23 protein-coding genes are annotated in these 25,365 nt (G+C 63.3%); 9 read left to right on the top strand and 14 right to left on the bottom strand.

Annotated elements, in window-relative coordinates; translation table 11 throughout:
* Positions 1–69: 69 nt before the first annotated feature.
* The 3 genes from gpt to D3227_RS27175 all read left to right on the top strand — a co-directional run bounded on the left by gpt (position 70) and on the right by D3227_RS27175 (position 1,687).
* A complete protein-coding gene (gene gpt, locus D3227_RS27185; RefSeq protein WP_120017341.1) occupies positions 70–570 on the top strand; it encodes a xanthine phosphoribosyltransferase in 501 nt (166 codons plus the stop codon).
* A gap of 209 nt (positions 571–779) precedes the next feature.
* The gene (locus tag D3227_RS27180; protein WP_120017340.1) at positions 780–1,268 is read left to right on the top strand and encodes an NUDIX hydrolase; all 489 of its coding nucleotides are present in this window, start codon (positions 780–782) and stop codon (positions 1,266–1,268) included.
* A gap of 107 nt (positions 1,269–1,375) precedes the next feature.
* On the top strand, positions 1,376–1,687 hold the full coding sequence (locus D3227_RS27175) for a PilZ domain-containing protein (protein WP_120017339.1): 312 nt from the start codon (positions 1,376–1,378) through the stop codon (positions 1,685–1,687).
* Positions 1,688–1,755: 68 nt separating this feature from the next.
* Here D3227_RS27175 and D3227_RS27170 read toward each other — a convergent pair whose 3' ends face one another.
* The 3 genes from D3227_RS27170 to D3227_RS27160 all read right to left on the bottom strand — a co-directional run bounded on the left by D3227_RS27170 (position 1,756) and on the right by D3227_RS27160 (position 6,448).
* Entirely contained in the window at positions 1,756–3,561 is a 1,806-nt protein-coding gene (locus D3227_RS27170) for an ABC transporter ATP-binding protein (protein ID WP_120017390.1), read from the bottom strand.
* 411 nt (positions 3,562–3,972) lie between these two features.
* The gene (locus D3227_RS27165) at positions 3,973–5,649 is read right to left on the bottom strand and encodes an NAD+ synthase (protein ID WP_120017338.1); all 1,677 of its coding nucleotides are present in this window, start codon (positions 5,647–5,649) and stop codon (positions 3,973–3,975) included.
* Between the two features lie 85 nt (positions 5,650–5,734).
* Entirely contained in the window at positions 5,735–6,448 is a 714-nt protein-coding gene (locus D3227_RS27160; RefSeq protein WP_120017337.1) for a DNA-3-methyladenine glycosylase I, read from the bottom strand.
* Positions 6,449–6,538: 90 nt separating this feature from the next.
* Between D3227_RS27160 and D3227_RS27155 the strand changes: the two genes are divergently transcribed.
* Together D3227_RS27155 and D3227_RS27150 are read left to right on the top strand one after the other, a co-directional pair.
* On the top strand, positions 6,539–7,099 hold the full coding sequence (locus D3227_RS27155; RefSeq protein ID WP_120017336.1) for a DUF1003 domain-containing protein: 561 nt from the start codon (positions 6,539–6,541) through the stop codon (positions 7,097–7,099).
* On the top strand, positions 7,099–7,695 hold the full coding sequence (locus tag D3227_RS27150) for a DedA family protein (protein ID WP_120017389.1): 597 nt from the start codon (positions 7,099–7,101) through the stop codon (positions 7,693–7,695). Before D3227_RS27155 ends, D3227_RS27150 begins: the two co-directional genes overlap by 1 nt.
* Before the next feature lie 3 nt (positions 7,696–7,698).
* On the opposite strand, the gene D3227_RS27145 is transcribed toward D3227_RS27150, so the two are convergent.
* The 3 genes from D3227_RS27145 to D3227_RS27135 form a co-directional block, all read right to left on the bottom strand.
* Positions 7,699–8,286 carry a hemerythrin domain-containing protein gene (locus D3227_RS27145; protein ID WP_120017335.1) on the bottom strand — a complete coding sequence of 196 codons (588 nt, stop codon included), beginning with the start codon at positions 8,284–8,286 and terminating at the stop codon, positions 7,699–7,701.
* 40 nt (positions 8,287–8,326) lie between these two features.
* Positions 8,327–8,686, bottom strand: coding sequence for a diacylglycerol kinase (locus D3227_RS27140; RefSeq protein WP_006202019.1), 360 nt, complete (start codon positions 8,684–8,686; stop codon positions 8,327–8,329).
* 79 nt (positions 8,687–8,765) lie between these two features.
* Positions 8,766–9,185, bottom strand: coding sequence for a GFA family protein (locus D3227_RS27135; RefSeq protein WP_120017334.1), 420 nt, complete (start codon positions 9,183–9,185; stop codon positions 8,766–8,768).
* Positions 9,186–9,527: 342 nt separating this feature from the next.
* On the opposite strand from D3227_RS27135, the gene D3227_RS27130 reads away from it, so the two are divergent.
* From D3227_RS27130 to D3227_RS27120, 3 genes are all read left to right on the top strand, one after another.
* Positions 9,528–10,598, top strand: coding sequence for a GGDEF domain-containing protein (locus tag D3227_RS27130; protein ID WP_120017333.1), 1,071 nt, complete (start codon positions 9,528–9,530; stop codon positions 10,596–10,598).
* A gap of 117 nt (positions 10,599–10,715) precedes the next feature.
* Entirely contained in the window at positions 10,716–11,099 is a 384-nt protein-coding gene (locus D3227_RS27125) for an antitoxin Xre/MbcA/ParS toxin-binding domain-containing protein (RefSeq protein ID WP_425374555.1), read from the top strand.
* Positions 11,059–11,826 (top strand): RES family NAD+ phosphorylase, encoded by a 768-nt coding sequence (locus D3227_RS27120; RefSeq protein WP_120017332.1) that lies wholly within the window; start codon positions 11,059–11,061, stop codon positions 11,824–11,826. The genes D3227_RS27125 and D3227_RS27120 overlap by 41 nt, the downstream gene beginning before the upstream one ends.
* A 9-nt stretch (positions 11,827–11,835) precedes the next feature.
* On the opposite strand, the gene D3227_RS27115 is transcribed toward D3227_RS27120, so the two are convergent.
* From D3227_RS27115 to D3227_RS27100, 4 genes are all read right to left on the bottom strand, one after another.
* Positions 11,836–12,540 carry a hypothetical protein gene (locus tag D3227_RS27115; RefSeq protein WP_120017331.1) on the bottom strand — a complete coding sequence of 235 codons (705 nt, stop codon included), beginning with the start codon at positions 12,538–12,540 and terminating at the stop codon, positions 11,836–11,838.
* 198 nt (positions 12,541–12,738) lie between these two features.
* Positions 12,739–14,112, bottom strand: coding sequence for a class II 3-deoxy-7-phosphoheptulonate synthase (locus D3227_RS27110; protein ID WP_120017330.1), 1,374 nt, complete (start codon positions 14,110–14,112; stop codon positions 12,739–12,741).
* Between the two features lie 158 nt (positions 14,113–14,270).
* Positions 14,271–17,762: a transcription-repair coupling factor gene (mfd, locus tag D3227_RS27105; RefSeq protein WP_120017329.1), complete on the bottom strand. Its 3,492-nt coding sequence runs from the start codon at positions 17,760–17,762 to the stop codon at positions 14,271–14,273.
* Positions 17,763–17,776: 14 nt separating this feature from the next.
* Positions 17,777–18,064: an FAD assembly factor SdhE gene (locus D3227_RS27100; protein WP_120017387.1), complete on the bottom strand. Its 288-nt coding sequence runs from the start codon at positions 18,062–18,064 to the stop codon at positions 17,777–17,779.
* 92 nt (positions 18,065–18,156) lie between these two features.
* Between D3227_RS27100 and recG the strand changes: the two genes are divergently transcribed.
* Positions 18,157–20,265: an ATP-dependent DNA helicase RecG gene (recG, locus tag D3227_RS27095; RefSeq protein ID WP_120017328.1), complete on the top strand. Its 2,109-nt coding sequence runs from the start codon at positions 18,157–18,159 to the stop codon at positions 20,263–20,265.
* On the opposite strand, the gene D3227_RS27090 is transcribed toward recG, so the two are convergent.
* From D3227_RS27090 to D3227_RS27075, 4 genes are all read right to left on the bottom strand, one after another.
* Positions 20,217–20,975 carry a DUF502 domain-containing protein gene (locus tag D3227_RS27090; protein ID WP_120017327.1) on the bottom strand — a complete coding sequence of 253 codons (759 nt, stop codon included), beginning with the start codon at positions 20,973–20,975 and terminating at the stop codon, positions 20,217–20,219. The two genes, recG and D3227_RS27090, sit on opposite strands and share 49 nt — an antisense overlap.
* Before the next feature lie 83 nt (positions 20,976–21,058).
* A complete protein-coding gene (gene glmS / locus D3227_RS27085) occupies positions 21,059–22,882 on the bottom strand; it encodes a glutamine--fructose-6-phosphate transaminase (isomerizing) (protein WP_120017326.1) in 1,824 nt (607 codons plus the stop codon).
* A gap of 188 nt (positions 22,883–23,070) precedes the next feature.
* The gene (glmU, locus tag D3227_RS27080; RefSeq protein ID WP_120017325.1) at positions 23,071–24,429 is read right to left on the bottom strand and encodes a bifunctional UDP-N-acetylglucosamine diphosphorylase/glucosamine-1-phosphate N-acetyltransferase GlmU; all 1,359 of its coding nucleotides are present in this window, start codon (positions 24,427–24,429) and stop codon (positions 23,071–23,073) included.
* A 96-nt stretch (positions 24,430–24,525) separates the two neighbouring features.
* The gene (locus D3227_RS27075) at positions 24,526–25,272 is read right to left on the bottom strand and encodes a cytochrome c biogenesis CcdA family protein (RefSeq protein WP_120017324.1); all 747 of its coding nucleotides are present in this window, start codon (positions 25,270–25,272) and stop codon (positions 24,526–24,528) included.
* Positions 25,273–25,365: the final 93 nt, after the last annotated feature.

Genomic DNA, 25,365 nt, shown 5'->3' with positions numbered 1-25,365 from the left:
TTTCCGGCTAATTCCGCCCGCATTCCATCGTGACTGCGCGCGGCCAGCGCGCCTGCGGAGTGCGCGACCATGTCTCTTCCCGAAAAAGCCTTCCCGGTCTCCTGGGATCAGTTCCACCGCGACGCCCGCGCGTTGGCCTGGCGGCTTGCCGGCGCCAACAAAGGACAATGGAAGGCGATCGTCTGCATCACGCGCGGAGGTCTGGTTCCGGCCGCCATCATCTCGCGCGAACTCGGCATCCGGGTCATCGAGACGGTCTGCGTCGCCTCCTATCACGACTACACTTCGCAAGGGCAGTTGCAGGTGCTGAAGGAGATCACGCCGGCGCTGCTCGTCGACGACGGCGCCGGTGTGCTGATCATCGATGACCTCACCGACACGGGCAAGACGGCGGGCATCGTGCGCGCGATGATGCCGAAGGCGCATTTCGCCACGGTCTACGCCAAGCCGAAAGGTCGCCCGCTGGTCGACACCTTCGTCACCGAGGTCAGCCAGGACACCTGGATCTACTTTCCGTGGGACATGGGTTTTACTTACCAGAAGCCGATCGCCGACGACCACGCCGGCTGATTCGTCGGAACCCATTTTTTCCGTCCAGCCCGCCTCGGCGAGCACCCTTTGCTCCACAAAAAGGATCGCAGGGCACGATATTCCGTGGAACCAGTCCGTCTTGCTGGAATTTAACCAATCCGAGTGAAGTTTTTTACTTTTAATGCCCAAGATACGTCGTAAGATTCATCAGGCGGCAAATGATTCTGGAGGCTGGGGCAGCTTCTCCGATGTTGACGAGGCCAACGACGCACAACCATCTGGTCGAAAGAGTCCGGCGACTCTTCGGCACCGCGCCGTGTCGCCTGCAGGTTGCTGCCCTGCCCTGGCGAGAGGCCGGGAATGGCGTCGAGATCATGCTGATCACCAGCCGCGACACCGGCCGTTGGGTGCTGCCCAAGGGCTGGCCCGAGGCCAGGGAGCCGCTTTGCGAGGCGGCGGCGCGCGAGGCCGGCGAGGAAGCCGGATTGCGCGGAACGGTCTCGCATTTCGAGGCCGGTCGCTATTTCTACGCCAAGGCGCTGGCTTCCGGCGAGGAAGTGCCTTGCGAGGTGCTGGTCTTTCCGCTGCAGGTCGACCGCGTCGCCGAGCGCTGGAAGGAAAAGCGCGCGCGCACCCGCAAATGGGTAAGCTCGGCCGAGGCCGTGCGCATGATCAACGAGCCGGACCTCTGCCAGATCATCGCCCATTTCTGCGCCGATCCGCACGGATACGCCTGATTTGGAGCTAACAACCCCGGCCAGACGTCGCCAGGCGCCGGGACGGATGCTTTGCTATTGCGGCTATTGCGCTTAGGATCGATTCGGCTGCTTTGGCGTTCTTATCGATGGCGAACAACACTCAACCACTCCAAGAGAATTCTGGCGAACACAAGCGCGAGCATCGCCAGCGCGTGCTCAAGGGTGGCACGATCATCACCGGCATCCAGAATTCCGAAGTCAGCTGCACCTTACGCAACCAGCATGTCGGCGGCGCCGAGTTGAAGCTTGCTCCCGATTCGCGGGTTCCTAATAATTTCCTGCTCTATGTGCCGGTCGATGGAATTGCCTATCGCGCGGAAGTCCGCTGGCGCCGCAATGACCGTGTCGGTGTCCGCTTCACCGGCACCGCCCCGAAGCCGAAGCTCCACTACGGCTGACGCCATTCCCGTCAAAGGCACCCGGACCATTTCGATCCGGGTGCTCTTTATCCGGGTATCAGGCGAAATCAGACCACCAGTCCCTTGGTCAGTTCGAGCGCCTGACGCTCGAACAGCCGGCGGTAGATGCCGCCATTCAGCCGGATCAGCTCGTCATGCGAGCCCTCTTCGACGATGCGGCCGCGATCGAACACCAGCAGCCTGTCCAGCGCCCGCACCGTCGACAGCCGGTGCGCGATGACCAGCGTCGTGCGGCCGACCATCAGCCGCTCCATCGCCTGCTGGATGAGCACTTCCGATTCCGAGTCGAGGCTCGACGTCGCCTCGTCGAGGATCAGGATGCGCGCATCGGCGAGGAAGGCACGCGCTATCGCCACCCGCTGGCGCTCGCCGCCCGACAGCTTCACGCCGCGCTCACCGACCAGCGTCCCGTAGCCCTTCGGCAGGTTGGCGATGAAGTCGTGCGCGCTCGCCAGCCGCGCGGCATGCTCGATCTCGGCCTGGCTGGCGTTCGGGCGGGCATAGGCGATGTTTTCCGCCAGCGACCGGTGAAACAGGATCGGTTCCTGCTGGACGATCGCGATCTGCCCGCGCAGCGACGCCTGCGCCACCGCGGAAATATCCTGGCCGTCGATCAGGATCGTTCCGACGCTCACGTCATAGAGGCGCTGGATCAGCTTGACGAAGGTCGTCTTGCCCGAACCGGAATGGCCGACCAGGCCGACGCGTTCGCCGGGCGCGATGTCCACCGAAAAGTCGCGATAAAGCGGCAGCCGGTGGCTGCCATAGTGGAAGGTGACCTTGTCGAAGGTGATGCGTCCGTCGCCGATGCGGATCGGCCCGGCGCCGGGCCGGTCCTCGATGCCGAGCGGTTCGGACTGGAAGTCGACCAGTTCCTCCATGTCGTTGATCGAGCGCTGCAGATTGCGGATATGCGTGCCGATGTCGCGCAGATAGCCCTGCAGCACGAAGAATGAGGTCAGCACAAAGGCGACATCGCCGGCGCTGGCCTCACCCCACGCCCACAGCATCAGTGCCAAGCCGATCACCGCCGTCCTGAGCAGCAAAAGCATTGTGCCTTGCGTGGTGCCGTTGACGGTACCGCGCACCCAGGTGCGGCGCGTACGCGCCCGCCACTTGGCGACCACCCTCGCAAGGCGGCCTTCCTCCCGCGCCTCGGCGCCGAACCCCTTGACCACGGCGTTGCAGCTGACAGCATCTGCCAGCGAGCCGCCGAGGCGGGTGTCCCATGTGTTGGCAAGCCTTGCCGCCGGCGCGACATAGCCGAGCGACAGCATCGCCGTGACCGCGATGAACAGCACCGATCCAACGGCCACCACCGCGCCCATCAGCGGCCAGAACCAGCCGAGCAGCAGCGTCGAGCCGACGAGCATGACCACGGATGGCAGCAGCGCGATCAGGATCGTATCGTTGAGCAGGTCGAGCGCCCACATGCCGCGCGTGACCTTGCGCACCGTCGATCCGGCAAAGCTGTTGGCGTGCCAGTCGGTCGAAAAGCGCTGGACGCGGTGGAAGGCGTCGGCTGCGATATCCGCCATCATCTTCAGCGTCAGCTCGACGATGGCCATGAAGGCGGCGTTGCGCAGCACGACGCCGGCCAACGCCAAGGCCACCAGCATCGAAAAGGCCGCGATCGCCGCATTCCACGCGACCTCGTCCGCAGCAGCACTGCTGGCAACTGCGTCGACCAGCCGTCCCGAATAGAGCGGCGTCAGCACATCGGCCAGCGTCGAGAGCAGGAAGGCGCCCATGATGAGCGAAAGCCGCCACGGCTGACGCCGCCAATGGATGAGCGTGAAGCCGAGAACACTGCGGAAGGCGTCGGCGCGCAGGTCGATTCGAAAACGAGCCATGATGTACATCCGGGCGCAAAAATGCCCGGTCCCGGTAAGGTACAAATTGAAAAAACCGCGCTGGCGCCATTGGCGTCTGGAAATGCGGAGGTTCGGCATATCTGGCGGCTCGCCCGTACAAGGGGCGGCGACCGGCAGCGGCAAATGCCTGTTCTCGGCCCAGCTTCTGTCGCGAAGGCGGACCCTCGCGGCATGCTGATCAAGACCTAGGCTTCGCGGCCTCGCATAGCGATGTCAAATCGTGGCATTCGGTTCCTCCTGAAGGGGAAGCGCGGAGGAGTTCTTATAGAGACGCCGTGGCGCATCGCCAAGGCAGGCCGCGGCCAAAAGTGCAACTGGTCCAAGCAGTGAGACGATTTTGCAACAATGGCCGGTTGCGCCGTTACTGTTCAGGCTGCACCCGACGATGATCTATCCACGGTCCCTGAATCTGTTGGTGATCGGATAGCGGCGGTCGCGGCCAAAGTTCTTCCGGGTGATCTTCACGCCCGGCGCCGCCTGCCGGCGCTTGTACTCAGCGATGTAGAGCAGGTGCTCGATCCGCGTCACCGTCGCCCGCTCATGGCCGCGCGCGACGATGTCGTCGACGCCCATCTCGTGCTCGACCAGGCATTCCAGAATGTCGTCCAGCACTGGATAGGGCGGCAGCGAATCCTGGTCGGTCTGGTTCTCGCGCAATTCCGCCGACGGCGCCTTGTCGATGATGTTCTTCGGGATCACCTCGCCGGAAGGTCCGAGCGCGCCGGGCGGCACATGGCCATTGCGCCAGCGCGACAGCGCATAGACCTGCATCTTGTAGAGATCCTTGATCGGATTGAAGCCGCCATTCATGTCGCCGTAGAGCGTGGCATAACCGACCGACATCTCGCTCTTGTTGCCCGTGGTGACCACCATCGAACCGAACTTGTTGGAGATCGCCATCAGGATCGTGCCGCGCGCACGGCTCTGCAGATTCTCTTCGGTGATGCCTTCCTTGGTGCCTTCGAACATCTGCGTCAGCGCGTGCAGAAAACCTTCGACCGGCTCGAAAATCGGCACGATGTCGTAGCGGCAGCCGAGCGCGCGGGCGCAGTCCTCGGCATCTTTCAGCGAATCCTTCGAGGTGTAGCGGTAAGGCATCATCACCGCACGCAGCCGTTCCTCGCCGAGCGCATCGACGGCAAGGGCTGCGCAGATCGCCGAATCGATGCCGCCGGAAAGGCCGAGCACGACGTTCTTGAAGCCGTTCTTGTTGACGTAGTCGCGCAGGCCGAGCATGCAGGCGCGATAGTCGGCTTCCTCCCTCTCGGGGATTTTCGACATCGGCCCTTCCGAGCAGATCCAGCCGTTGGACGTCCTCTTCCAAATGGTGACGTCGACCGCCTGCTCGAACTGGCTCATCTGGAAGGCCAGCGTCTTGTCGGCGCCGATGGCGAAGGACGCTCCGTCGAAGATCAGCTCGTCCTGGCCGCCAAGCTGGTTGGCATAGATCATCGGCAGGCCGCATTCGATGACCTGGCGGATGACGACCTGGTGGCGGACGTCCATCTTGGCGCGGTAATAGGGCGAGCCGTTCGGTACCAGCAGGATTTCCGCCCCGCTCTCGGCCAGCGTCTCGCAGACGGCGACCTCGCCCCAGATGTCCTCGCAGATCGGGATTCCGATGCGTACGCCGCGGAAATTCACCGGTCCTTGCAGTTCCGGCCCAGCCTGGAAGACGCGCTTCTCATCGAATTCGCCGTAGTTCGGCAGGTCGAGCTTGTAGCGTTCGGCCAGGATCTTGCCGCCATCGGCGACGATGATCGAATTGTGCGTGCCGCTCTTGCGCTTCAGCGGCGTGCCGATGATGACGCCCGGCCCGCCATCGGCCGTGTCCTTGGCGAACTCTTCCGCCGCCCGTTCGCAGGACTTCAGGAACGCCGGCTTCAACACCAGATCCTCCGGCGGATAACCGGCAAGGAACAGCTCGGTGTAAAGCACGATGTCGGCGCCCTGGCGGGCGGCATCCGCCCGCGCCTCGCGCGCCTTGGCGAGATTGCCGGCGACGTCGCCGACAGTCGGGTTGAGCTGGGCAACGGCGATGCGCAGTATGTCGGGCTTCTTGGTCATGTCTGAGGGTTTAGCGTGGCGGAATTGCCCGGGCAATGGCGTTTGCTTGTACCAATCGTACTCGTGTGACGGGTATCGATCAGGGCTACTCGCCCATATATTCGCGCAGCGCTTCCGGCGAATGGTTTTCGCCGATCGACATCGCCAGGATGCGCGAAATGTGCCGGCGCGGCAGGCCGGTTTGCGCGACCCATATGTTGATCTGAGCCTGGATCTTGTCGAAATCCTTCTTCGAGGTCGGGCTTTCGGCCATGTCGAGGCCGGCATCGCGCAATGCGGCCGCCATGTCGGACGAGACGATGAAGGCGTCCCACTCCAGCCAGCGCAGGAAATACTGGCCGGTGTTACCGCCGAGCCGGCTGCCATGCTTACCGAGCCAGGCCATCAGCCCGACCTGGTCGTCGGCAGGCCAAGCGGCGAGGAACTTGCCGAAACCGCCATGTTCTCTCGACACGCACTCGACGAAAGCGGCATTGTCGCGGACGGATTTGATCTTCTGCGGATTGCGCACAATGCGCCTGTCGGAGGCCAGATCGTGCCAGAAATCGTCGGGCTGGAACAACAGCCGCTTCGGCTCAAAGCCGAGGAACGCTTCCTCGAAGCCCGGCCATTTCTGCTCGACGACGCGCCAGACGAAGCCGGCGGCAAAGACGCGCTCAGCCATGGTCGACAGGATGCGATCGTCCGTCACCTTCGCTACGGCAGCGTTGTCGGGCATGGGCCCGAGCAGCGAAACCAAAGCCGCCTCACCGCCTTTGCGTTTTGCCGCACGGGCGCGGATTTTCTGGAAATCGGCCATTTGGTCCTCGCGGGTCGCGTCAATCTACCACTTCCCGTTCGAACCGGCAGCCTCTACGTCTATCGCGGACGACGCTGACGGAGGCGAGACATGAACAAGACCGTCGAAGATCTGGCAAGCCGCTGGCTGAAGCGAAGGCCGGATGCCTTGAGCAAGCTCGAAAACCGGGTGCTGCAATCAACGCTCGAACGCACCACCATATCGAAGGACACCAACAAGGCCGTCGCCTTCCATCAGACGCTCGGCGACCGCGTCGCCGACACCATCGCCCGGATCGGCGGCTCGTGGTCCTTCATCCTCGGCTTCATCGCCTTTCTGATCCTGTGGACCGCAGGCAATGTCTGGCTCTTGTCGCGCGACGCCTTCGACCCCTACCCCTTCATCTTCCTCAACCTGGTTCTCTCCATGGTCGCGGCGCTGCAGGCGCCGGTCATCATGATGTCGCAGAACCGCCAGACCGAGCGCGACCGCATCGACGCCGCCCACGACTACGAAGTCAACCTCAAGGCCGAGATCGAGATCATGGCGCTGCATGAGAAGCTGGACGAATTGCGTCACAGCGAGATCATCAGCCTGCGCGATGAGATCGTCCGGCTCGCCGAACAGGTCAAACGGATCGACGAGAAATTGTCGGCGCGGCAAGCCTCATGATGACCGAGGCGATCCACCATCTTATCGAGCAGTATGGGCTGTTCGCGGTTTTCCTGGGCTGCGTGGCCGAAGGCGAAAGTGCCGCCATCCTCGGCGGCTTCTTCGCCCATCAGCACGTTTTCGTCCTTTGGCAGGCCTTCCTGGTGGCCGCCTTCGGCGCCTTCGTCGGCGACACCTTCTTCTTCATCCTCGGCCGTAGCTTTGCCGATCATCCCTATGTCCTCAAGCTGAAGGCAAGGCCGGGATTCAGCCACGCCTTCCGTCTCGTCTCCTCGCACCCCAACATCTTCGTGCTGTCGAACCGCTACATCTACGGCATGCGCCTGGTCGGCGGCATCGCCGCCGGTTTCGCCAGCATTACGGCGACGCGCTTCATCATTCTCAACGCCGTCTCATCATTGGTCTGGGCCGCCCTGTTCGGCACTGTCGGCTACGTCTTCGGACTGGGTGCCGAGCGCATTGTTGGCCAGGCGCTGCATCGCCACGAGCGGCTGCTGATCGCCCTGGCCATCGGCCTTGCCGTGGCCGGTCTTGCCTGGTTCCTTGCCCACCATGTTGCGGGCAAGGAACGCGCCAAGGATGCCGGGGAAACGTGAACGTCAGTCGGGGTCGAGCGCGCGATCGCCCCGGTCGAGGATCAGCGGAATGATCAGATCCTCCTCGTCGGCCAGATGCCTTGCCAGCATCGCGATCAGCCGGCTGTTCTCGTCGGCATAGGCATCGGCGGCAAAGCGCTGCCTGTCCTCGCTCTCCTGCAGCGTTCGGATGAAGGCGTTCGCCGCCTCGGCATTGCGCTCCAGCCCTTCATGGATCGTGTGATGGTCGGCGTCCAGGATCTCAAAGCCGCGCTTCAGCCGGCTCTCGGCCTTGGCAAAGACGGGGAAATAGTGATGGTCCTCGACATTGTGGTGACCGTCCAGATTGCCGAGGAAATGGTTGAGGCGCGGCGCGAACCAGCGCGCGAATTCCGGCGCCGTCAACTTGCCCTCGCGATAGTCGCCAATGCCTTTGGTGAGCATGCCGCCTAGTTCGCGGAACATATCGTGCCGCTGCAGCCACGTAGTGGCCATGCCGTGGATGTTTGCGTGGCCCTGCCACATCTCGCGCGGATATCTTTCAACCAGCCAGCGTAAATCGTCCGGCAGGCCGGCTCGGTCAAGCAGTTGAAAATCGGCGGCCTCGGCCATGTCGGTCTCCTTTGGTAACCGACATATGGTGGTTGCAGCGCTAGATCGGTAGCCCCGTGATGCGCTCGATGATGGCGATGCCCCAGACGCCGGCGACGATCACCACCGAAATCAGCACCGCCAGCGAGCCGCAATCCTTGGCCAGCTGGATGTCGACGTTGAATTCGCGGCTGAAGGCATCGCACGCCGCCTCGATGCCGGTGTTGAGCACTTCGACCATGATCAACAGCAGCACCGCGCCGATCAGCAGCGCGTAGCCACGCCAGGACGTCGAAACGAACCAGCCGAGCGGCAAGGCAAGCACCAGCAGCATCAGCTCCTGCTGGAAGGCCTTTTCGCTGGCGGCCAGCTTGCGAAACGCCCGCACCGAATTATAGAAAGCATCGATCAGCCGTTGCATGCCCAACGTCCCTTTCCGAGTCACCGGCAGGGGATATCGCAACCGCTGGATCAAGGGAATAAGGCAGGCCCCGCAAAAATCATTCGTCCGCGACCCTGAGCGACGGCGTCGATTTTTCGAATTGCGGCAGCCCGTCGTCGATCGTGTAGTAGTCGCCCTTGTCGCCGACGAAGATGTGACTCTCACCTTGAAGCTCGGTTGGCGCGTCGAACAAGCCGGCCATGACCGAAACATAGGCATCCTTGTGAGGCTTCCAGAACAGCACCGAGCCGCATGTCTTGCAGAAGCCACGCCTGGCAAACGACGACGCTTCGTACCAACTGATGTTCTCGGCGCCCGCTATTGTGATGTTTTCATCGGGGACGTTGGTTGCGGCGTAATAGTGCCCGCTCTGTTTGCGGCACTGCGAACAATGGCAGTAGATCACGCCGCGCAAGGCCCCCCGTGTCCTGAAGCGCACAGCTCCGCACAGGCATGATCCGCTGTGATCGTCGCTCATCTTGGCCTCCGTCTGATTTCGCTGCCAGAGTCAGTTTCGCCGGCAGGATTCCAGTTTTGCGCCGGCCAGGCATAGACAAAAGCGACACCGCAAGGACGCGTTCCGAAATCCTCGACGCCCGCTCATGAAAAACCTCTTGCATCCTGAGGTAGAGGAAAATGCGTTGCAATGCAGGCGCATTAAGGAAACTTTAGCGCGCTCGCATCTATTGTTCCTGCAAGCGGAGGTCGTGATTTGGGGACGCATTTCTTCGCATGACTGGAATTTCGGTCGCACTCCCCGCATCGGCGACGTCCGGCACTCGCAGGTCCGCGGTGGCTCTTAGGGTAGAGTGAACAGAACATGCAGCCGGCAGCCGCCCCGACCGACAGGAACACCGACATTGCAAGCACCGTCGTGGCAACCATGCGCCAGCTTGGCGTGCTTGGCCTGCCGCGCAACTACGAGATCTTCTACGAGGCGCTGAGCGGCAGCAACCATGAGCTCAGCCTTGCCGTCGTCTCGCTGAGCAACCGGCCGACGCAGGAAGACCTCGACCGCATCGGGCGCACCTTCTTTGCCCAGAATCACGGTCCGGGCATCGTCGAGCACGCCCGGGACGTCATCGCCAAGGAACTCGAGGACATCGCCTCGCTTCTGCGAAGCGAACGCACCCATATCGAGAAATACGGCAGGATCCTCGACGAGACATCGAGCGGACTGAGCAACCGCAGCCTGCTGTCGCAGGATCTGCTGCAGAAGATCGTCGGCGCCATGTCGGCCGCCACCAATTCGACGATCGACCACGGCAGGCAGGTGGCGAGCACGCTCAGCGACAAGACGGCCGAACTCGAGAGCGTCAAGTCGAAGCTTGAGGAATACAAGCGTCTCGCCGACACCGATCCCCTGACCCATATCTGGAACCGGCGCGCCTTCGACAAGGAAATCACCAAGATCTACAACAGCAACAAGGGCATCCTGTTCAACGCCCTGATTCTCGCCGATATCGACCGCTTCAAGGACATCAACGACCGTTACGGCCACCCGGTCGGCGACAGGATCATCCAGATCATCGCCGAGATCCTCCAGACCAGCATCCGCGGCGACATGTTCGTGGCCCGTACCGGCGGCGAGGAGTTCGCGCTGATCGTCGAAGGCGCCAGCGAGGACACCACCTACGAGATCGCCGAGCGCATACGCATGCTGATCGAACAGACCCCGTTCACCAGCAGCCAGACCGGCACCAATTATGGCACGGTGACGGTGTCGATGGGCATCTGCATGGCATCCGAGGCTGAAAGCCCCGAGGATCTCTATACCAAGGCCGACCGGGCGCTCTATCGCTCGAAGGTCAGCGGGCGCAACCGCGTGACCCGGCATTCGGCGATGGCGGGCCGCGCCGGCAAGAGCTGGCTGCTCTACAAGAAGGATTGAGGCGCCGCGGGCGGCCCGTCCCCGACGAGCGAATGCCCGCCGGAATTCAGAAAAATTGTTGCCGCCACCTTTCCATGTAAATTTTTGTGGCCTATATTTTCCATGGAAATGGAAACCATGCCGATGATACAGCCTCAAATCGCTGCAAGCGCAGCCGAAAACGCAGTTCTGACCAAGGCCACGCTGCGCGCCGCTGAACTGCTCGATGTCACCGCCCGGATACTGGCTTCGATCATCGGGGTCTCGGAAGCCACGGTTTCGCGCATGCGCAAACAGGAATTCCTGCTGGAGCGCGGCACCAAGCCATTCGAGCTCGCGGTGCTGTTCGTCCGATTGTTCCGTTCGCTCGACGCCATTGTCGGCGGTGACGAGACGATCGCCCGGGCATGGCTGAAGAATGCCAACACGGCTTTCGACGGCGCGCCAGCCGAGAAAATCCAGACAATATCAGGGCTCGTCGATGTCATCGCCTACCTGGACTCCCGCCGCGCTCTCGTCTGAGGCCGTTCCACTCGACGGCAAGTACTGGCGCATGGTCGAGGCACAGCACCGCGTCTCGACCTTGAAGGTCGTCGACACGCTCGACGAACAGGCCCTGCTCGAGGACCTGATCGAGGAGACCAAGCCGCAAATCCCGCTCGAATGCCGCCATCTCCACTATCTGCTGGCGACGCCTTTCCGCTATGGCTCGGTCTATCCGCACGGCTCGCGCTTCCGCCGCGCTGGCAGAACCCTGGGCGTCTACTATGCCGCCGAGACGATGCTGACGGCGGTCGCCGAAATGGCGTTCTACCGGTTGCTGTTCTTCGCGGAATCGCCTGACACGCCCTGGCCGCGCGACGCCGCCGACTACACCGCCTTCGCCGCCGCCATCAAATGTTCCAACGCCATCGACCTGACACAGCCGCCGCTCGATCGCGACCACGCCGCATGGACGCATCCGACCGACTACAGCGTTTGCCAGTCCATTGCCGATGTCGCGCGCGAGGCCGGGCTGCAGGCGATCCGCTATCGCTCGGCGCGCGACCCGAAAGGCGCCAACATCGCGCTGCTGACCTGCAAGGGTTTTGTCAAGGCAAAGCCGCTGGAGCCGCAAACCTGGCGCATCCGCCTCGGCGCCTTCGGCATCCAGGCGATTTGCGAATTCCCGGAAAAGCGGATCGAATTTTCAAGGACGGCCTTTTCCGACCCGAGACTTGCCGGTCTACGCTGGGAACGTGGACGCTAGGAACCGGCTCTAAGCCAGAATGTTGACGGCCCGCGCGGCCACCAGCGCGATCGTCAGCAGCGAGATCATCGCCTCCGCCATCATCAGCACCTTGGCACGCTGGGTGAGCGGCAAAGTGTCGGTCGGCGAGAACGCCGTCGCATTGGTGAACGCCAGGAAGACATAGTCGACGAAACCCGGCAGCCAGCCCTGGATTTCGCGATCGGGCAGCGTCATTTGCGGGAACAGGAAGTCTGCCTGCGCACGCTTGACGAGGCCGCAGGTCGGCGGTCCGCCCCGGTCGGTGCTCCAGAACCAGAGCGCAAAGACGATGACATTGGTGACCCAGATGTTCAGCGCGTCGACGAGAAGCGTCGTTCCGGGGCCGGCATGGCCTCCCAGCAGCGCGCGCACCAGGAAGGCCAGCGAACCACAATTCACGATGCTGATGACGCCGGTCATCACCAGCGCCATCCGACGGATGAACACGCGAAACCGGCCGATCGCGTACCATTGATCATGCTCGACAGCTGTCTGGGTCGCGACTTGCGTCCAGGCCGTCGCAATCGACAACGGCAAAAGCAGCGCTGCCTCGATCGCCGGAGCCAGCCACCGCGGGCCGAACGAGAGGTCGTTGATGACGAGAAGCTGCAGGCAGATGATGACGAGGACCGCTGCGCGCGCCGACCAGAAATCAAGCCCGCGGTGGTGAATGATGGCATGCTCGTGGCGCATGGTGCTGGCGATCGCATCGAGAGGGCTCGGAGTGGCTCGTGCGTTCCACCTCAATCTTGGTTTTGCGATGGTCGTGTGAGAACACATTTTCGTAAGCGCTGATGTGATCAGCGGCCGGTCATGCGTCGCCGCGAAACGAGAAAAGCGCCGGATTTCTCCAGCGCTTCTTTCTTCAATCCATTCTGCTTGCGGACAGGATCAGCCGTTCGCGGCCTGCTTATGCTGGACCGGATGGCTCTTCTTGAGCAGATCCGAGACCAGGAAGGCCAGCTCGATCGCCTGGTCGGCGTTGAGGCGTGGATCGCAATGGGTGTGGTAGCGGTCCTGCAGCTCTTCGGCGGTGATAGCGCGGGCGCCACCGGTGCATTCGGTAACGTTCTTGCCGGTCATCTCGACATGGATGCCGCCCGGATGCGTGCCTTCGGCGCGGTGCACCTCGAAGAAGGTCTGCACTTCCTTGAGGATACGGTCGAACGGCCGCGTCTTGTAGCCGGCTGCCTCGATGGTGTTGCCATGCATCGGGTCCGACGACCACACCACGTTGCGGCCTTCCTTCTGCACCGCGCGCACCAGCTTCGGCAGATGGTCGGCGACCTTGTCGGAGCCGAAGCGCGCGATTAGCGTCAACCGTCCAGGTTCGTTCTCCGGGTTGAGCAGGTCGATCAGTTCCAGCAAGCCGTCCGGCGTCAGCGACGGACCGCATTTCAAGCCGAGCGGGTTCTTGATGCCGCGGCAGTACTCGACATGCGCATGGTCGGGCTGGCGCGTGCGGTCGCCGATCCAGATCATGTGGCCGGACGTGGCGTACCAGTCGCCCGAGGTGGAATCGACGCGGGTCAGCGCCTCCTCATAGCCGAGCAGCAGCGCCTCGTGGCTGGTGTAGAAATCCGTCTCGCGCAGCGCGAAATTGGTTTCGGAGGTGATGCCGACCGCGCGCATGAAATCCATCGTCTCGGTGATGCGATTCGCCAGCGACTCGTATTTTTCGCCCTGCGGGCTGTCGGAAACGAAGCCCAGCATCCAGCTATGCACATTCTCCAGGCTGGCATAGCCGCCCTGCGCGAAGGCGCGCAGAAGGTTGAGCGTCGCCGCCGACTGGCGGTATGCCATCTCCTGCCGGGCGGGATCTGGAATGCGCGACTTGGCGTCGAACTCGATACCGTTGATGATGTCACCGCGGTAACTCGGCAGCGTCACCTCACCCTTGGTCTCGTTGTCGGACGAACGCGGCTTGGCGAACTGGCCGGCGACACGGCCAATCTTCACCACCGGCTGCGCGCCGGCAAAGGTCAGCACCACCGACATCTGCAGGAAGACGCGGAAGAAGTCGCGGATATTGTCCGCGCCATGCTCGGCAAAACTCTCGGCGCAATCGCCGCCCTGGAGGAGGAATGCGTCACCGGCTGCGACAGCCGCAAGCTGCTTCTTTAGCTTGCGCGCCTCACCTGCAAAAACCAGCGGCGGAAAGGTGGCGAGTTGGGCTTCCGTATTCTTCAGCGCGGCAAGGTCCGGATAAGCAGGAACCTGCTTGATCGGCTTTGCCCTCCACGAATTCGGCGACCATTTCGTCATCGTTGCACCCAAACGCTCTTTCCGGCGAGCACCCTCGCCTGCCACGCAAGCCCCCTATATGGGGTGGCGGCTCCATACACGAAGCCGATTTCCTATTCTAGACCGGAATTTCAGCGCTGGCGAATGGAGGCCGGCGCCACGAAGCGGCCGGTGCCTTGCTAGGCTGCCACCAGCCGCGCCAGCTGTGTCATCACCACCGCGGACCCGGCCAGTCGCTTTTCGGCACTCGGCCAGTCGCGGCTGAAGACGACGCTGTGGTCGGGTCGGATCTTGGCCAGCGAGCCCTGCTCGCCGATGAACTTGACCAGCCCGACCGGGTTGGGGAACTCGCGCTTGCGGAAGTGAATGACGACGCCCTTCGGCCCGGCATCGAGCTTCTCGACATTGGCCCTGCGGCACAGCGCCTTGATGAAGACGATCTTGAGCAGATGCTTCACTTCCTCCGGCAGAGGGCCGAAACGGTCGATCAGTTCGGCGCCGAAAGCGTCGATCTCCTCGGTGCTTTCGAGATCGCCGAGGCGACGATAGAGCGCCAGCCTAAGCTGCAGGTCCGGCACATAGCCCTCCGGGATCATCACCGCCGTGCCGACGGCGATCTGCGGCGACCAGCCGCCATCCTGCACCTCGCCGGAATCCTTCACCTCGGCGACAGCCTCTTCCAGCATCTGCTGGTAGAGCTCGAAGCCGACCTCCTTGATGTGGCCGGACTGCTCTTCGCCGAGAAGATTGCCGGCGCCTCGGATGTCTAGATCGTGGCTGGCGAGCTGGAAGCCGGCGCCCAGCGTATCGAGCGACTGCAGCACCTTCAGCCGGCGCTCGGCGGTGTCGGTCAGCTTGCGGTTGGCCGGCAGCGTGAACAGCGCATAGGCGCGCACCTTCGAGCGGCCGACGCGGCCGCGCAGCTGGTAGAGCTGCGACAGGCCGAACATGTCGGCGCGATGGATGATCAGCGTGTTCGCGGTCGGGATGTCCAGACCGGACTCGACGATGGTCGTCGACAAAAGCACATCGTACTGGCCGTCATAGAAGGCATTCATGATGTCGTCGAGCTCGCCCGGCGGCATCTGGCCATGGGCCACCGCCACTTTCAGTTCCGGTACGGATTCGCGCAGGAAATCATGGATTTCGGCGAGATCGCTGATGCGCGGCACGACATAGAAGGAATGGCCGCCGCGGTAGCGCTCACGCAGCAGCGTCTCGCGGATGACCAGCGGATCGAAGGGCGAGATGAAGGTGCGCACCGCCATGCGGTCGACCGGCGGCGTGGCGATCAGCGACAATTCGCGCACACCGGTCAGCGCCAATTGCAGCGTGCGCGGGATCGGCGTCGCCGACAGCGTCAGCACATGGACGTCGGTTTTCAGATCCTTCAGCCGCTCCTTGTGCTTGACGCCAAAGTGCTGCTCTTCGTCGATGATCAAGAGGCCGAGATTCTTGAACGAGATCGCTGAGCCGAGCAGCGCATGGGTGCCAACGACGATGTCGACCGTGCCTTCGGCGATACCTTTCTTGGTCTCGGCCAGTTCCTTGGCGCCGACCAGCCGCGAGGCCTGAGCAACGCGGATCGGCAGGCCGGAGAAGCGCTGCGAGAACGTCTTGAAATGCTGGCGTGATAGCAGCGTCGTCGGCACCACAACCGCGACCTGGAACCCTTCCATGGCCGCGATGAAGGCGGCGCGAAGCGCCACTTCCGTCTTGCCGAAGCCGACATCGCCGCAGATCAGCCGGTCCATCGGCTTGCCGGCGCCAAGATCGTCCATGACGGAATCGATCGCCGTCTGCTGGTCGTCGGTCTCCTCATAGGGAAAGCGCGCGGAGAACTCGCCATAGAGGCCATCCGCCGGCACCAGCGACGGCGCCGAACGCATCTGCCGCTCGGCGGCGATGCGGATCAACTGCCCGGCCATGTCGAGCAGACGCCGCTTCAGCCGCGCCTTGCGCGACTGCCAGGCGCCACCGCCGAGCTTGTCCAAGTTTGCTTCGGCCGAATCCGAGCCGTAGCGCGACAGAAGCTCGATGTTCTCCACCGGCAGGAACAGCCGGTCGTCGCCGGCATAGTGGATCTCAAGGCAGTCATGCGGCGCGCCGACCGCCTCGATGGTGCGCAGACCGATGAAGCGGCCAATGCCGTGGTCGGTATGGACGACGATGTCGCCGGCCGACAAGGACGAGGCCTCGGCGATGAAGTCAGAAGCGCGCTTTTTGCGCTTCGAGCGCCGGATCAGGCGATCGCCCAGAATGTCCTGCTCGGCGACGACTACCAGTCTTTCGGTCTCGAAGCCGGATTCCAGCGGCAGCACGGCAAGTGCCGCCTGCCCCGGCTCGAGCTTGTCGGCTTCGGACAATGTCGCTACCGGCACGAGATTGCCGAGATGGTGCTCGGCCAGGATTTGTCCGAGCCGGTCGAGCGAGCCTTCGGTCCAGCCTGCAATGACGACGCGGCGACGTGCGGCGCGCTCGTCGGCGATATGCTTCACGACGACGTCGAAGACGTTGACGTTGGGGTCGGCGCGCTCCTCGACGAAGGCGCGGCCATGGCGCGAGCCGGCGTGGAAGACTTTTCTCGCACCGGCGTCGGGCGCGTCGAAGGCGGTGAAGTCGATGGCTTCACGCGGTCCCAGCGACGCAACGAGATTTTCCGGCGAAAGGTAGAGCAGGTCCGGCGCCACCGGCTTGTAGGGCACGGCGTCCTTCAGCGCGCCGTCGGCCTGTTTCCGGCGCGCCTCGTAATGGTCGAGGATCAGCGTGTGCCGTTCGGCCAGCGCCTCATGCGCCAGATGGTCGAAGACGACTGGGATATCAGGCAGGTAGTCGAACACCGTCTCCAGCCGCTCGTAGAACAACGGCAGCCAATGTTCCATGCCGGCAAAGCGGCGCCCTTCGCTGACCGCCGCATAAAGCCCGTCGTCGCGCTGCGGCGCGCCAAAGGCCTCGATGTAAGAGCGACGGAAACGGCTGATGGTCTCCGGCGTCAGCGCCACTTCGCTCATCGCCTGCAGCGCCATCGACTTGCGCTGCCCTGTGGTGCGCTGCGTGGCGGCGTCGAAGACGCGGATCGATTCCAGCGTGTCGCCGAAGAAATCGAGCCGCAGCGCCTCGGTCCACCCGGGCGCGAACAGGTCAAGAATGCCGCCGCGCACCGCGAACTCGCCAACGCCGCGCACCGTCGGTACCCGCTCGAAGCCGGAAGTCTCCAGCCGCGACACCAGTGCGTTCATGTCGATCTGGTTGCCAGGCTTGGCGTGGAACGTCTGCGCCTCGACCAGATCGGCCGGCGGAATACGTTGCAACAGCGCGTTGGCCGTGGTGAGGATGATCGCGCGGTGCGGCTTCCTGGCCAGCGCGATCATCGCGGTCAGCGCGTCGAGCCGCTTGGCGGCGGCGTCCGCGCCGGGTGAGACGCGGTCATAGGGCAAACAATCCCAGGCCGGCAGTTCCAGCACCGGCAGGCCGGGCGCGGCGAAGGCCAATGCCTCGATGATCGCCGGCAGGCGCTGGCCGTCGCGCGCCACGAACAGCACCGGCTTGTCGGGTGCGATCTCGTGCGCTGCCTGCACCAGCGCAAAGGCTTCATAGCCGTCGGCGACACCGTCGACGATGAACTGGCCGGCGCGGCCTTTCGGCAGGCCGATGGTGGGAATGAGGCTCATGAAATCACGTCGGTTCAGAATGTCATGGTCCGGCGCGACGCCAGGATCTTTTGCAGCACGGCACAATCGATATCAGGCGGAACCGCGCGTTCGCCGGTAATCAGAGGCAGGAATTCGGTGTCGGGAATGTCGAGGAGCCTCTCATATTGGTCGATCTCGTCGCCGGTCAAGGCGCCGATCTCGGCGTCGGCGAAGCTGCCGAGGATGAGATCCATCTCGCGCATGCCACGATGCCAGGAACGGAACAGAAGCTTGCGGCGGCGGGTATCGAGCCCCTCGCTTGATCGTTTCGTTCCGGTCATCGTGCCGCGTCCCTGTCTGAAGCGGCGCATATAGCGTGGATAGAGGGCGGTGTCAGCCTTGCGCAATGGCCGTCGCGACATAAGCTGACATTATGCGCCCTTCCCTCCTTGATCCGCTGTTCGTCCCGATCATCTCGCTCGCCGGCGTCGGGCCGAAGGTCGGCGTGCTGATCGAGAAGGTGGTGGCTGCCGATCTCGGCGACCGCGCCGCCCGCGCCGGCGACCTTTTGTTCGTGCTGCCGCACACCGTGATCGACCGCCGCAACCGGCCGGGCATCGCGCTCGCGCCGGCAGGCGCCATCGTCACTCTCGACGTGCGCATCGACCGCCACCAGCCGCCGCCGCGCGGCAACCGGTCGGTTCCTTACCGGGTCTACGCCCACGACGATACGGGCGAAATCGGCCTGACTTTCTTTCACGCCCACGCCGCCTATCTCGAAAAGACGATGCCCGTGGGCGAGCATGTCGTCGTCTCCGGCCGCATGGAATGGTTCAACGGCCGCCCAACCATGGTCCACCCCGATCATATCGCGTTGGCCAGTGACACCGAAGCCCTGCCGCTGGTCGAGCCGGTCTATCCGCTGACCGCCGGCCTGTCGGGGAAAGTACTGCGCCGGGCGATCGGCCAGGCGCTCGGCCGGTTGCCCGAGCTGCCGGAATGGCAGGACGACGCCTTCATGCGCCGCCAGACCTTCCCTAGCTTCGGCGATGCGCTCGCCCGCATCCACAATCCGGCCGACCCGATCGATGTCGCCATCGAGGGGGCAGCGTGGCGGCGGCTTGCCTATGACGAATTGCTGGCCGGCCAGGTCTCGCTGGCGCTGGTACGTGCAAAAGTCCGCCGCCTGTCCGGCCGGCCGCTGATCGGCGACGGCCGCATCGTCGAAAAACTTCGCGCGGCCCTGCCCTATTCGCTGACCGCCAGCCAGGAATTCGCGCTCGCCGAAATCAATGCCGATCTCGCCGATCCAGAACGCATGCTGCGCCTGCTGCAAGGTGACGTCGGCTCCGGCAAGACAGTGGTCGCGCTGCTTGCCATGGCGCGCGCCGTCGAGGCCGGCGGCCAGGCGGCCTTGATGGCGCCGACCGAAATCCTGGCGCGCCAGCACTTGGCGACGATCACGCCTCTGGCTGAAAAGGCAGGGCTGCGCGTCGCCATCCTCACCGGCCGCGAAAAGGGCCGCGAGCGCACCGACACGCTCGCCGGTCTTGCAAACGGAGAAATCGACATCGTTGTCGGCACCCATGCGCTGTTCCAGGAAACCGTGACTTTCCACGACCTCGTCTTCGCCGTGGTCGACGAGCAGCACCGTTTCGGCGTCCATCAGCGGCTTGCCATCACCGCCAAGGGCGACGCGCCCGACATGCTAGTGATGACGGCGACGCCGATCCCACGCACTTTGGTGCTGACCGCCTTCGGCGACATGGACGTCTCGAAGCTGACCGAGAAGCCGGTCGGCCGCCAGCCGATCCGCACCGTGACCTTGCCCCTCGAAAGGCTGGACGAACTGGTCGGCCGTATGCTCGACGCCGTCGCCGACGGCCAGAAGATCTACTGGATCTGTCCGTTGGTCGAGGAATCCGAAGAGATCAAGCTGATGTCGGCGGAGGACCGCTTTGCCTCGCTGAAGCCGCTGTTCGGCGACCGGATCGGGCTGGTGCATGGTCGCATGAAGGGTACGGAAAAGGATGAGGCTATGCGCGCCTTCAAACAGGGCGAGACGCGCATCCTGATCGCCACCACGGTCATCGAAGTCGGCGTCGATGTTCCGGATGCGACGATCATGGTCATCGAGCACGCCGAGCGCTTCGGCCTTGCCCAGTTGCACCAGCTGCGCGGCCGGGTCGGGCGCGGCGACAAGCCGTCATCCTGCGTGCTGCTCTACAAGGATCCGCTCGGCGAGACGGCAAAACGCCGGCTGTCGGTGATGCGCGAGACCGAGGACGGGTTCCGCATCGCCGAGGAGGATTTGAAGCTGCGCGGCGAAGGCGAATTGCTTGGCACTCGGCAGTCCGGCACGCCCGGCTTCCAGGTGGCGCGCATCGAGGCGCATGCCGACCTGCTCGAAGCCGCCCGCGACGATGCAAGGCTGCTCCTGTCGCGCGATCCGGAATTGCAGTCCGAGCGCGGCTCAGCGCTTCGGCTATTGCTTTATCTGTTCGGCCGCGACGAGGCCGTGCGCCTGCTGCGCGCCGGCTGAGGCCCGGCGCCGAGTGGTGGATTGGCAAGCGGACCGTCGATCCGCTCGCCGTTGACGGTCACGATCTTGGCCTTCCCCTCAGGCGCCACTAGCCCGGCCGAGACGATCAGCTTGGCGCCGTCCTCGATCGTCATGTCGAGCAGCACGATGTCGGATTTCAGCACATACATCAGGAAGCCGGTGGTCGGGTTCGGTGTGCAGGGCATGAACACCGCGATCAGCGGGTCACCTTCCTGGTCGAGCTTCTGGTTGATCTCGGTTTCCTTTTCGCTGGCGACGAAGACCAGCGACCAGACGCCCTTGCGCGGATACTCGACCAGCCCGACCTGGTGAAACATGTCGCCCTTGTTGGACAGCACCGTTTGGAAAATCTGCTTCAGCGAACCGTAGATGCCGCGCACCAAGGGCATGCGACCGAGCAAGCGTTCGCCGAAATTGACGATGGCGCGACCGACGATGTTGGCCGTCATGAAACCGATCAGCGTGATCAGGATCAAGGCAACGATCAGGCCAAAGCCCGGAACAGGGACCGGCAGATAGGTGTCGGGGCTGTAGCGCGCCGGAATATAGGGTTTCACCCAGGAATCGACCCAGCCGATGAACGACCAGGCGATATAGGCGGTGATGGCCAGCGGTGCGCAGACGATGAAGCCGGTCAGGAAATAATTCCGCAGCCGGGTCATGCCTGAAGTCTTGGGAGCGTCGGACATGGGTTCACCGCGGCGCGTTGATTGCAACGCGACATTAGTGAACCGCAAGGCGCTTTGGAATTGCGAAATTTTTTAAACGGCGCCTATTCCACCGTCACCGATTTCGCCAGATTGCGCGGCTGGTCGACGTCCGTGCCCATGAACACGGCGGTGAAGTAGGCCAGCATCTGGATCGGCAGCGCGCAGATGATCGGCGAGATGATTTCGGGCACGTCGGGCAGGATGATCGTCTCCATCGTCTTGACGCTGGCCTGCGCTGCACCCTTGCTGTCTGTGATCAGGATGATCTTGCCGCCGCGCGCCGCCACTTCCTGCATGTTCGACACCGTCTTTTCGAAGATGCGGTCATGCGGGGCGATGACGATGACCGGCATGTTCTCGTCAATCAGCGCGATCGGCCCGTGCTTCAGCTCGCCGGCGGCATAGCCCTCGGCGTGGATATAGGAGATTTCCTTCAGCTTCAGCGCGCCTTCCATGGCCAGCGGGAAATTAGTGTCGCGGCCGATATAGAGCACGTCCTTGTAGCGCGAGAGTTCGCGCGAGATCCGTTCGATCTGCCCGTCGAGTTTCAAAACCTGATTGGCAAAGCGCGGCGCTTCCGACAACTCGCGCACCAGCGTCTTTTCCTGCTCGCGCGAAATCGTTCCGCGCGCCACGCCGGCCCGCACCGCAAGCGAGGCCAACACCGACAGCTGGCAGGTAAAAGCCTTGGTCGAGGCAACGCCGATCTCGGGACCGGCGAGCGTCGGCAGCACCACGTCGGATTCGCGCGCCATGGTCGATTCGCGCACATTGACGACTGCGCCGATCTTCATGCCGGCCTTGCGGCAGTAGCGCAGCGACGCCAGCGTGTCGGCTGTTTCGCCCGACTGCGAGATGAAGAAGGCGGCGTCGTTCGAAGACAGCGGCATCTCGCGGTAGCGGAATTCCGAAGCGACATCGATGTCGACCGGTAGCCTTGCGTAGCGCTCGAACCAATACTTGCTGATCAGCCCGGCGAGATAGGCGGTGCCGCAGGCCGAGATCGCCAGCCGGCCGATTTTGGCGAAATCGAACGGCAGCTCGAGAGGCTTGGAGACGCCGGAGACGAAATCCACATAATGCGCCAGCGTGTGCGAGATCACTTCCGGCTGCTCATGGATTTCCTTTTCCATGAAGTGCCGGCGGTTGCCCTTGTCGACCATGAAGCTGGTCGAGAGCGACTGCTGGCGCTTGCGGTCGACCTTGTTGCCGTCCATGTCGAAGATGGCGACGTCGTTGCGGCGCACCACCGCCCAGTCGCCGTCTTCCAGGTAGGTGATCGAATTGGTGAAGGGCGCCAGCGCGATGGCGTCGGAACCCAAAAACATCTCGCCGTCGCCATGGCCGACGGCCAAAGGCGGGCCGTTGCGGGCGCCAACGATCAGGTCTTCGTCACCTTTGAACATGATGGCCAGCGCAAAGGCGCCTTCCAGCCGCTTCAGCGCCTGGTGCGCGGCCTCGACCGGCTTCAGCCCCTTGGTCAGTTCGCGCGCTACTAGATGCGCGACGACCTCGGTGTCGGTCTGCGAGGAGAATGTGTAGCCGTCGCGGATCAGTTCGTCGCGCAGCTCGGCGAAATTCTCGATGATGCCATTGTGGACGATGGCGACGCCGTCGGAAAAATGCGGATGCGCGTTAGTTTCGTTCGGCACGCCATGCGTCGCCCAGCGCGTGTGGCCGATGCCGATCGTGCCGTCCAGCGGCTCGTTCTTCAGCAGGCGTTCGAGATTGACCAACTTGCCTTCGGCGCGCCGACGGCCAAGCTCGCCATGTTCGATGGTGGCGACGCCGGCCGAGTCATAGCCGCGGTATTCGAGCCGTTTCAGCGCATCGACGATAAGCGGCGCGACCTGCTGTTGGCCGACAATTCCGACGATACCGCACATGGCGCTTGCCCCCGATTCCCTGCAGAAACCCAGCGCTATCTAGGGATTGCCGGCCTGCCGTAAAAGTCACTTTGCGTTTCGTTCCGTGTCAGCGGAACGGTCCTGCTCGCAATGCACCATGACAGACCGCTCTTGCAACCCCGGTTACTGCAATCGTTCGGTTTTTCAGGCGCTTGGCCTGCCAATATTCACTTTTTCTTGGCTGCAGCCGCCGAAGCAAAGCGTACGCGCAATTCCTTGCCTTTGCCGGGCAGCGTCCGCTGGCGGGCGCGGCCGAAGGCCAGCGCGTCGTCGGGCACGCTTTCGGTGATGATGCTGCCCGAGGCGATGTAGCCGCCCTTGCCGATCGATAGTGGTGCGACCAGCGAGGAGTTCGAGCCGATGAAGGCACCTTCCCCGATATCGGTGAAGAATTTCGAATAGCCGTCATAATTGCAGGTGATGGTGCCGGCGCCGATATTGGCGCCCGCTCCAACCCGCGCATCGCCGATATAGGTCAGATGGTTGACCTTGGCGCCCTCCTCGATGACAGCCTGCTTGACCTCGCAGAAATTGCCGACCTTGGCCTTCTGCTTGAGATCGGCCCCCGTCCGCAGCCGGGCGAACGGCCCGACATCGCAGTTGGAAGCCACGGTGGCGCCTTCGATATGGCTGAAGGCATGGATCTTGGCGCCCGTGGCGATCTTCACACCGGGCCCGAACCAGACATTGGGCTCGACGATGGTGTCGGCGCCGATCTCGGTATCGTGTGAGAAGAACACGGTCTCGGGCGCAATCAGCGTGACTCCCGAGAGCATGGCCTGACGCCGCCGGCGCCGCTGCCAGATGCCTTCGGCCTCGGCCAGCTCGGCGCGGTTGTTGATGCCGAGCGCGTTCTCGAAACTGGCCTCGGTGGCGACGACATCCAAGCCTTGGCCACCGGCAATCTCGACGATGTCGGTCAGGTAATATTCGCCCTTGGCGTTCTTGTTGCCGACCGCGTCGAGCAGTTTTAGCGCCTGGCCGCCGGCCACCGCCATCATGCCGGCATTGCAGAAGGTGATCCTCTTCTCCTCGTCGGAGCAGTCCTTTTCCTCGCGAATGGCGATCAGTTTGCCGCCCTTTTCGATCAGACGACCATAGCCAGTCGGGTTGGGCGTGCGGAAACCGATGACCACGACGGCCGCACCTTCGGCCAGCTTCAGCCGTGCAGCCGTCAGCGCGTCGGAGTCGATCAGCGGCGTGTCGCCGAACATCACCAGGACATCGTCATAACCCTTTGATATCGCATCGCGTGCGGCCAGCACAGCGTGCGCGGTGCCAAGGCGCTTTTCCTGCACGAATGTCTCGGCCTTCGGCGCAAATTTGGCCGCCGCGTTGCGCATCTCATCCGCCCCATGGCCGATGACCAGCGCCTGACCGTTCGCACCGGCAGACTCGGCCGCCTTCACCACATGAGCGACCATCGGCAGGCCTGCGATCTGGTGAAGCACCTTTGGCAATGCACTCTTCATGCGCGTGCCTTCGCCGGCGGCTAGGATGACGGACAGGCAGGATCTCTGGCTCATGAAAGGGCAACCATATGAAAGGGATCAGGAATCGAAACTATCTAGCATTGGCGCCATGCTGCACCAATGCGGTTAAATTCCGGTGAGATGGTTGGCCTACCCCAACTGTCCCAGCACCGGGAAATTCTCCAACAACCAGTAGGACGCGCTCTGCACGCCGCCGGTGAGGAAAAACACCCCCGCCACGACCAATAGCGCGCCAATAGCCTTTTCGACGCGGCCGAGATGGACGCGGAATTTGCCGAGGAAGCGCATGAAGGCGCCGGAAAACAGGGCTGCGATCAGGAACGGGATGCCCAGCCCGAGCGAATAGGCGGCGAGCAGCAGCGCCCCCTCGCCGACCGTCTCGCGGCCGCCGGCTAGCGTCAGGATCGGGCCCAACACCGGGCCGATGCAGGGCGTCCAGCCGAAGGCGAAGGCCAGCCCCATGACATAGGCGGCGATCAGGCTGGCTGGCTTGCCTTGCGACTGGAAGCGCGCCTCGCGCGACAGAAGCGGGATTCGCAATATGCCGAGGAAATTCAGGCCCATCAGGATGATCAGCACGCCGGCGGCCAGCGCCAATTGCTCCTGCCAGACGCGCAGCCAATGACCGATGGTCGAGGCGCCCGCACCTAGCGCGACGAAGACGGTAGAGAAGCCGAGCACGAAGGCGATCGAGGACGCAATCAGTGCGCCACGCGCGCCGGCTTTGGCAGTGGCTCCAGCATCGCCGCGAAAATCGTCGACCGAGACGCCGGCCATGTAGCAGAGATAAGGCGGCACCAGCGGCAGCACGCAAGGCGACAGGAACGAGATCGCCCCCGCCCCGACTGCGCTGACATAGCCGATGTCCAATGCCATTCCGTAGCTCCGATGATGCTGGCGCGCATATAGCGACGCACCGCCTTGTCCACCAATCACCATTTTGTGGCAAGCTGCACTGCCTGGAGCAAC

The organism is Mesorhizobium waimense, from assembly GCF_003601975.1.
GTDB classification, from domain to species: domain Bacteria; phylum Pseudomonadota; class Alphaproteobacteria; order Rhizobiales; family Rhizobiaceae; genus Mesorhizobium; species Mesorhizobium waimense.
This window is presented reverse-complemented; position numbering and strand designations above follow the sequence as displayed.

Coding starts and splice junctions, on each gene's coding strand:
- D3227_RS27075 (WP_120017324.1), bottom strand. CDS start 25,272: ATGGCATTGGACATCGGCTATGTCAGCGCAGTCGGGGCGGGGGCGATC.
- recG (WP_120017328.1), top strand. CDS start 18,157: ATGCGCCCTTCCCTCCTTGATCCGCTGTTCGTCCCGATCATCTCGCTC.
- D3227_RS27090 (WP_120017327.1), bottom strand. CDS start 20,975: ATGTCCGACGCTCCCAAGACTTCAGGCATGACCCGGCTGCGGAATTAT.
- D3227_RS27180 (WP_120017340.1), top strand. CDS start 780: ATGTTGACGAGGCCAACGACGCACAACCATCTGGTCGAAAGAGTCCGG.
- D3227_RS27110 (WP_120017330.1), bottom strand. CDS start 14,112: ATGACGAAATGGTCGCCGAATTCGTGGAGGGCAAAGCCGATCAAGCAG.
- glmU (WP_120017325.1), bottom strand. CDS start 24,429: ATGAGCCAGAGATCCTGCCTGTCCGTCATCCTAGCCGCCGGCGAAGGC.
- D3227_RS27150 (WP_120017389.1), top strand. CDS start 7,099: ATGACCGAGGCGATCCACCATCTTATCGAGCAGTATGGGCTGTTCGCG.
- D3227_RS27100 (WP_120017387.1), bottom strand. CDS start 18,064: ATGACCGGAACGAAACGATCAAGCGAGGGGCTCGATACCCGCCGCCGC.
- mfd (WP_120017329.1), bottom strand. CDS start 17,762: ATGAGCCTCATTCCCACCATCGGCCTGCCGAAAGGCCGCGCCGGCCAG.
- glmS (WP_120017326.1), bottom strand. CDS start 22,882: ATGTGCGGTATCGTCGGAATTGTCGGCCAACAGCAGGTCGCGCCGCTT.
- D3227_RS27135 (WP_120017334.1), bottom strand. CDS start 9,185: ATGAGCGACGATCACAGCGGATCATGCCTGTGCGGAGCTGTGCGCTTC.
- D3227_RS27125 (WP_425374555.1), top strand. CDS start 10,716: ATGCCGATGATACAGCCTCAAATCGCTGCAAGCGCAGCCGAAAACGCA.
- D3227_RS27155 (WP_120017336.1), top strand. CDS start 6,539: ATGAACAAGACCGTCGAAGATCTGGCAAGCCGCTGGCTGAAGCGAAGG.
- D3227_RS27175 (WP_120017339.1), top strand. CDS start 1,376: ATGGCGAACAACACTCAACCACTCCAAGAGAATTCTGGCGAACACAAG.
- D3227_RS27120 (WP_120017332.1), top strand. CDS start 11,059: ATGTCATCGCCTACCTGGACTCCCGCCGCGCTCTCGTCTGAGGCCGTT.
- D3227_RS27170 (WP_120017390.1), bottom strand. CDS start 3,561: ATGGCTCGTTTTCGAATCGACCTGCGCGCCGACGCCTTCCGCAGTGTT.
- D3227_RS27140 (WP_006202019.1), bottom strand. CDS start 8,686: ATGCAACGGCTGATCGATGCTTTCTATAATTCGGTGCGGGCGTTTCGC.
- gpt (WP_120017341.1), top strand. CDS start 70: ATGTCTCTTCCCGAAAAAGCCTTCCCGGTCTCCTGGGATCAGTTCCAC.
- D3227_RS27145 (WP_120017335.1), bottom strand. CDS start 8,286: ATGGCCGAGGCCGCCGATTTTCAACTGCTTGACCGAGCCGGCCTGCCG.
- D3227_RS27130 (WP_120017333.1), top strand. CDS start 9,528: ATGCAGCCGGCAGCCGCCCCGACCGACAGGAACACCGACATTGCAAGC.
- D3227_RS27165 (WP_120017338.1), bottom strand. CDS start 5,649: ATGACCAAGAAGCCCGACATACTGCGCATCGCCGTTGCCCAGCTCAAC.
- D3227_RS27160 (WP_120017337.1), bottom strand. CDS start 6,448: ATGGCCGATTTCCAGAAAATCCGCGCCCGTGCGGCAAAACGCAAAGGC.
- D3227_RS27115 (WP_120017331.1), bottom strand. CDS start 12,540: ATGCGCCACGAGCATGCCATCATTCACCACCGCGGGCTTGATTTCTGG.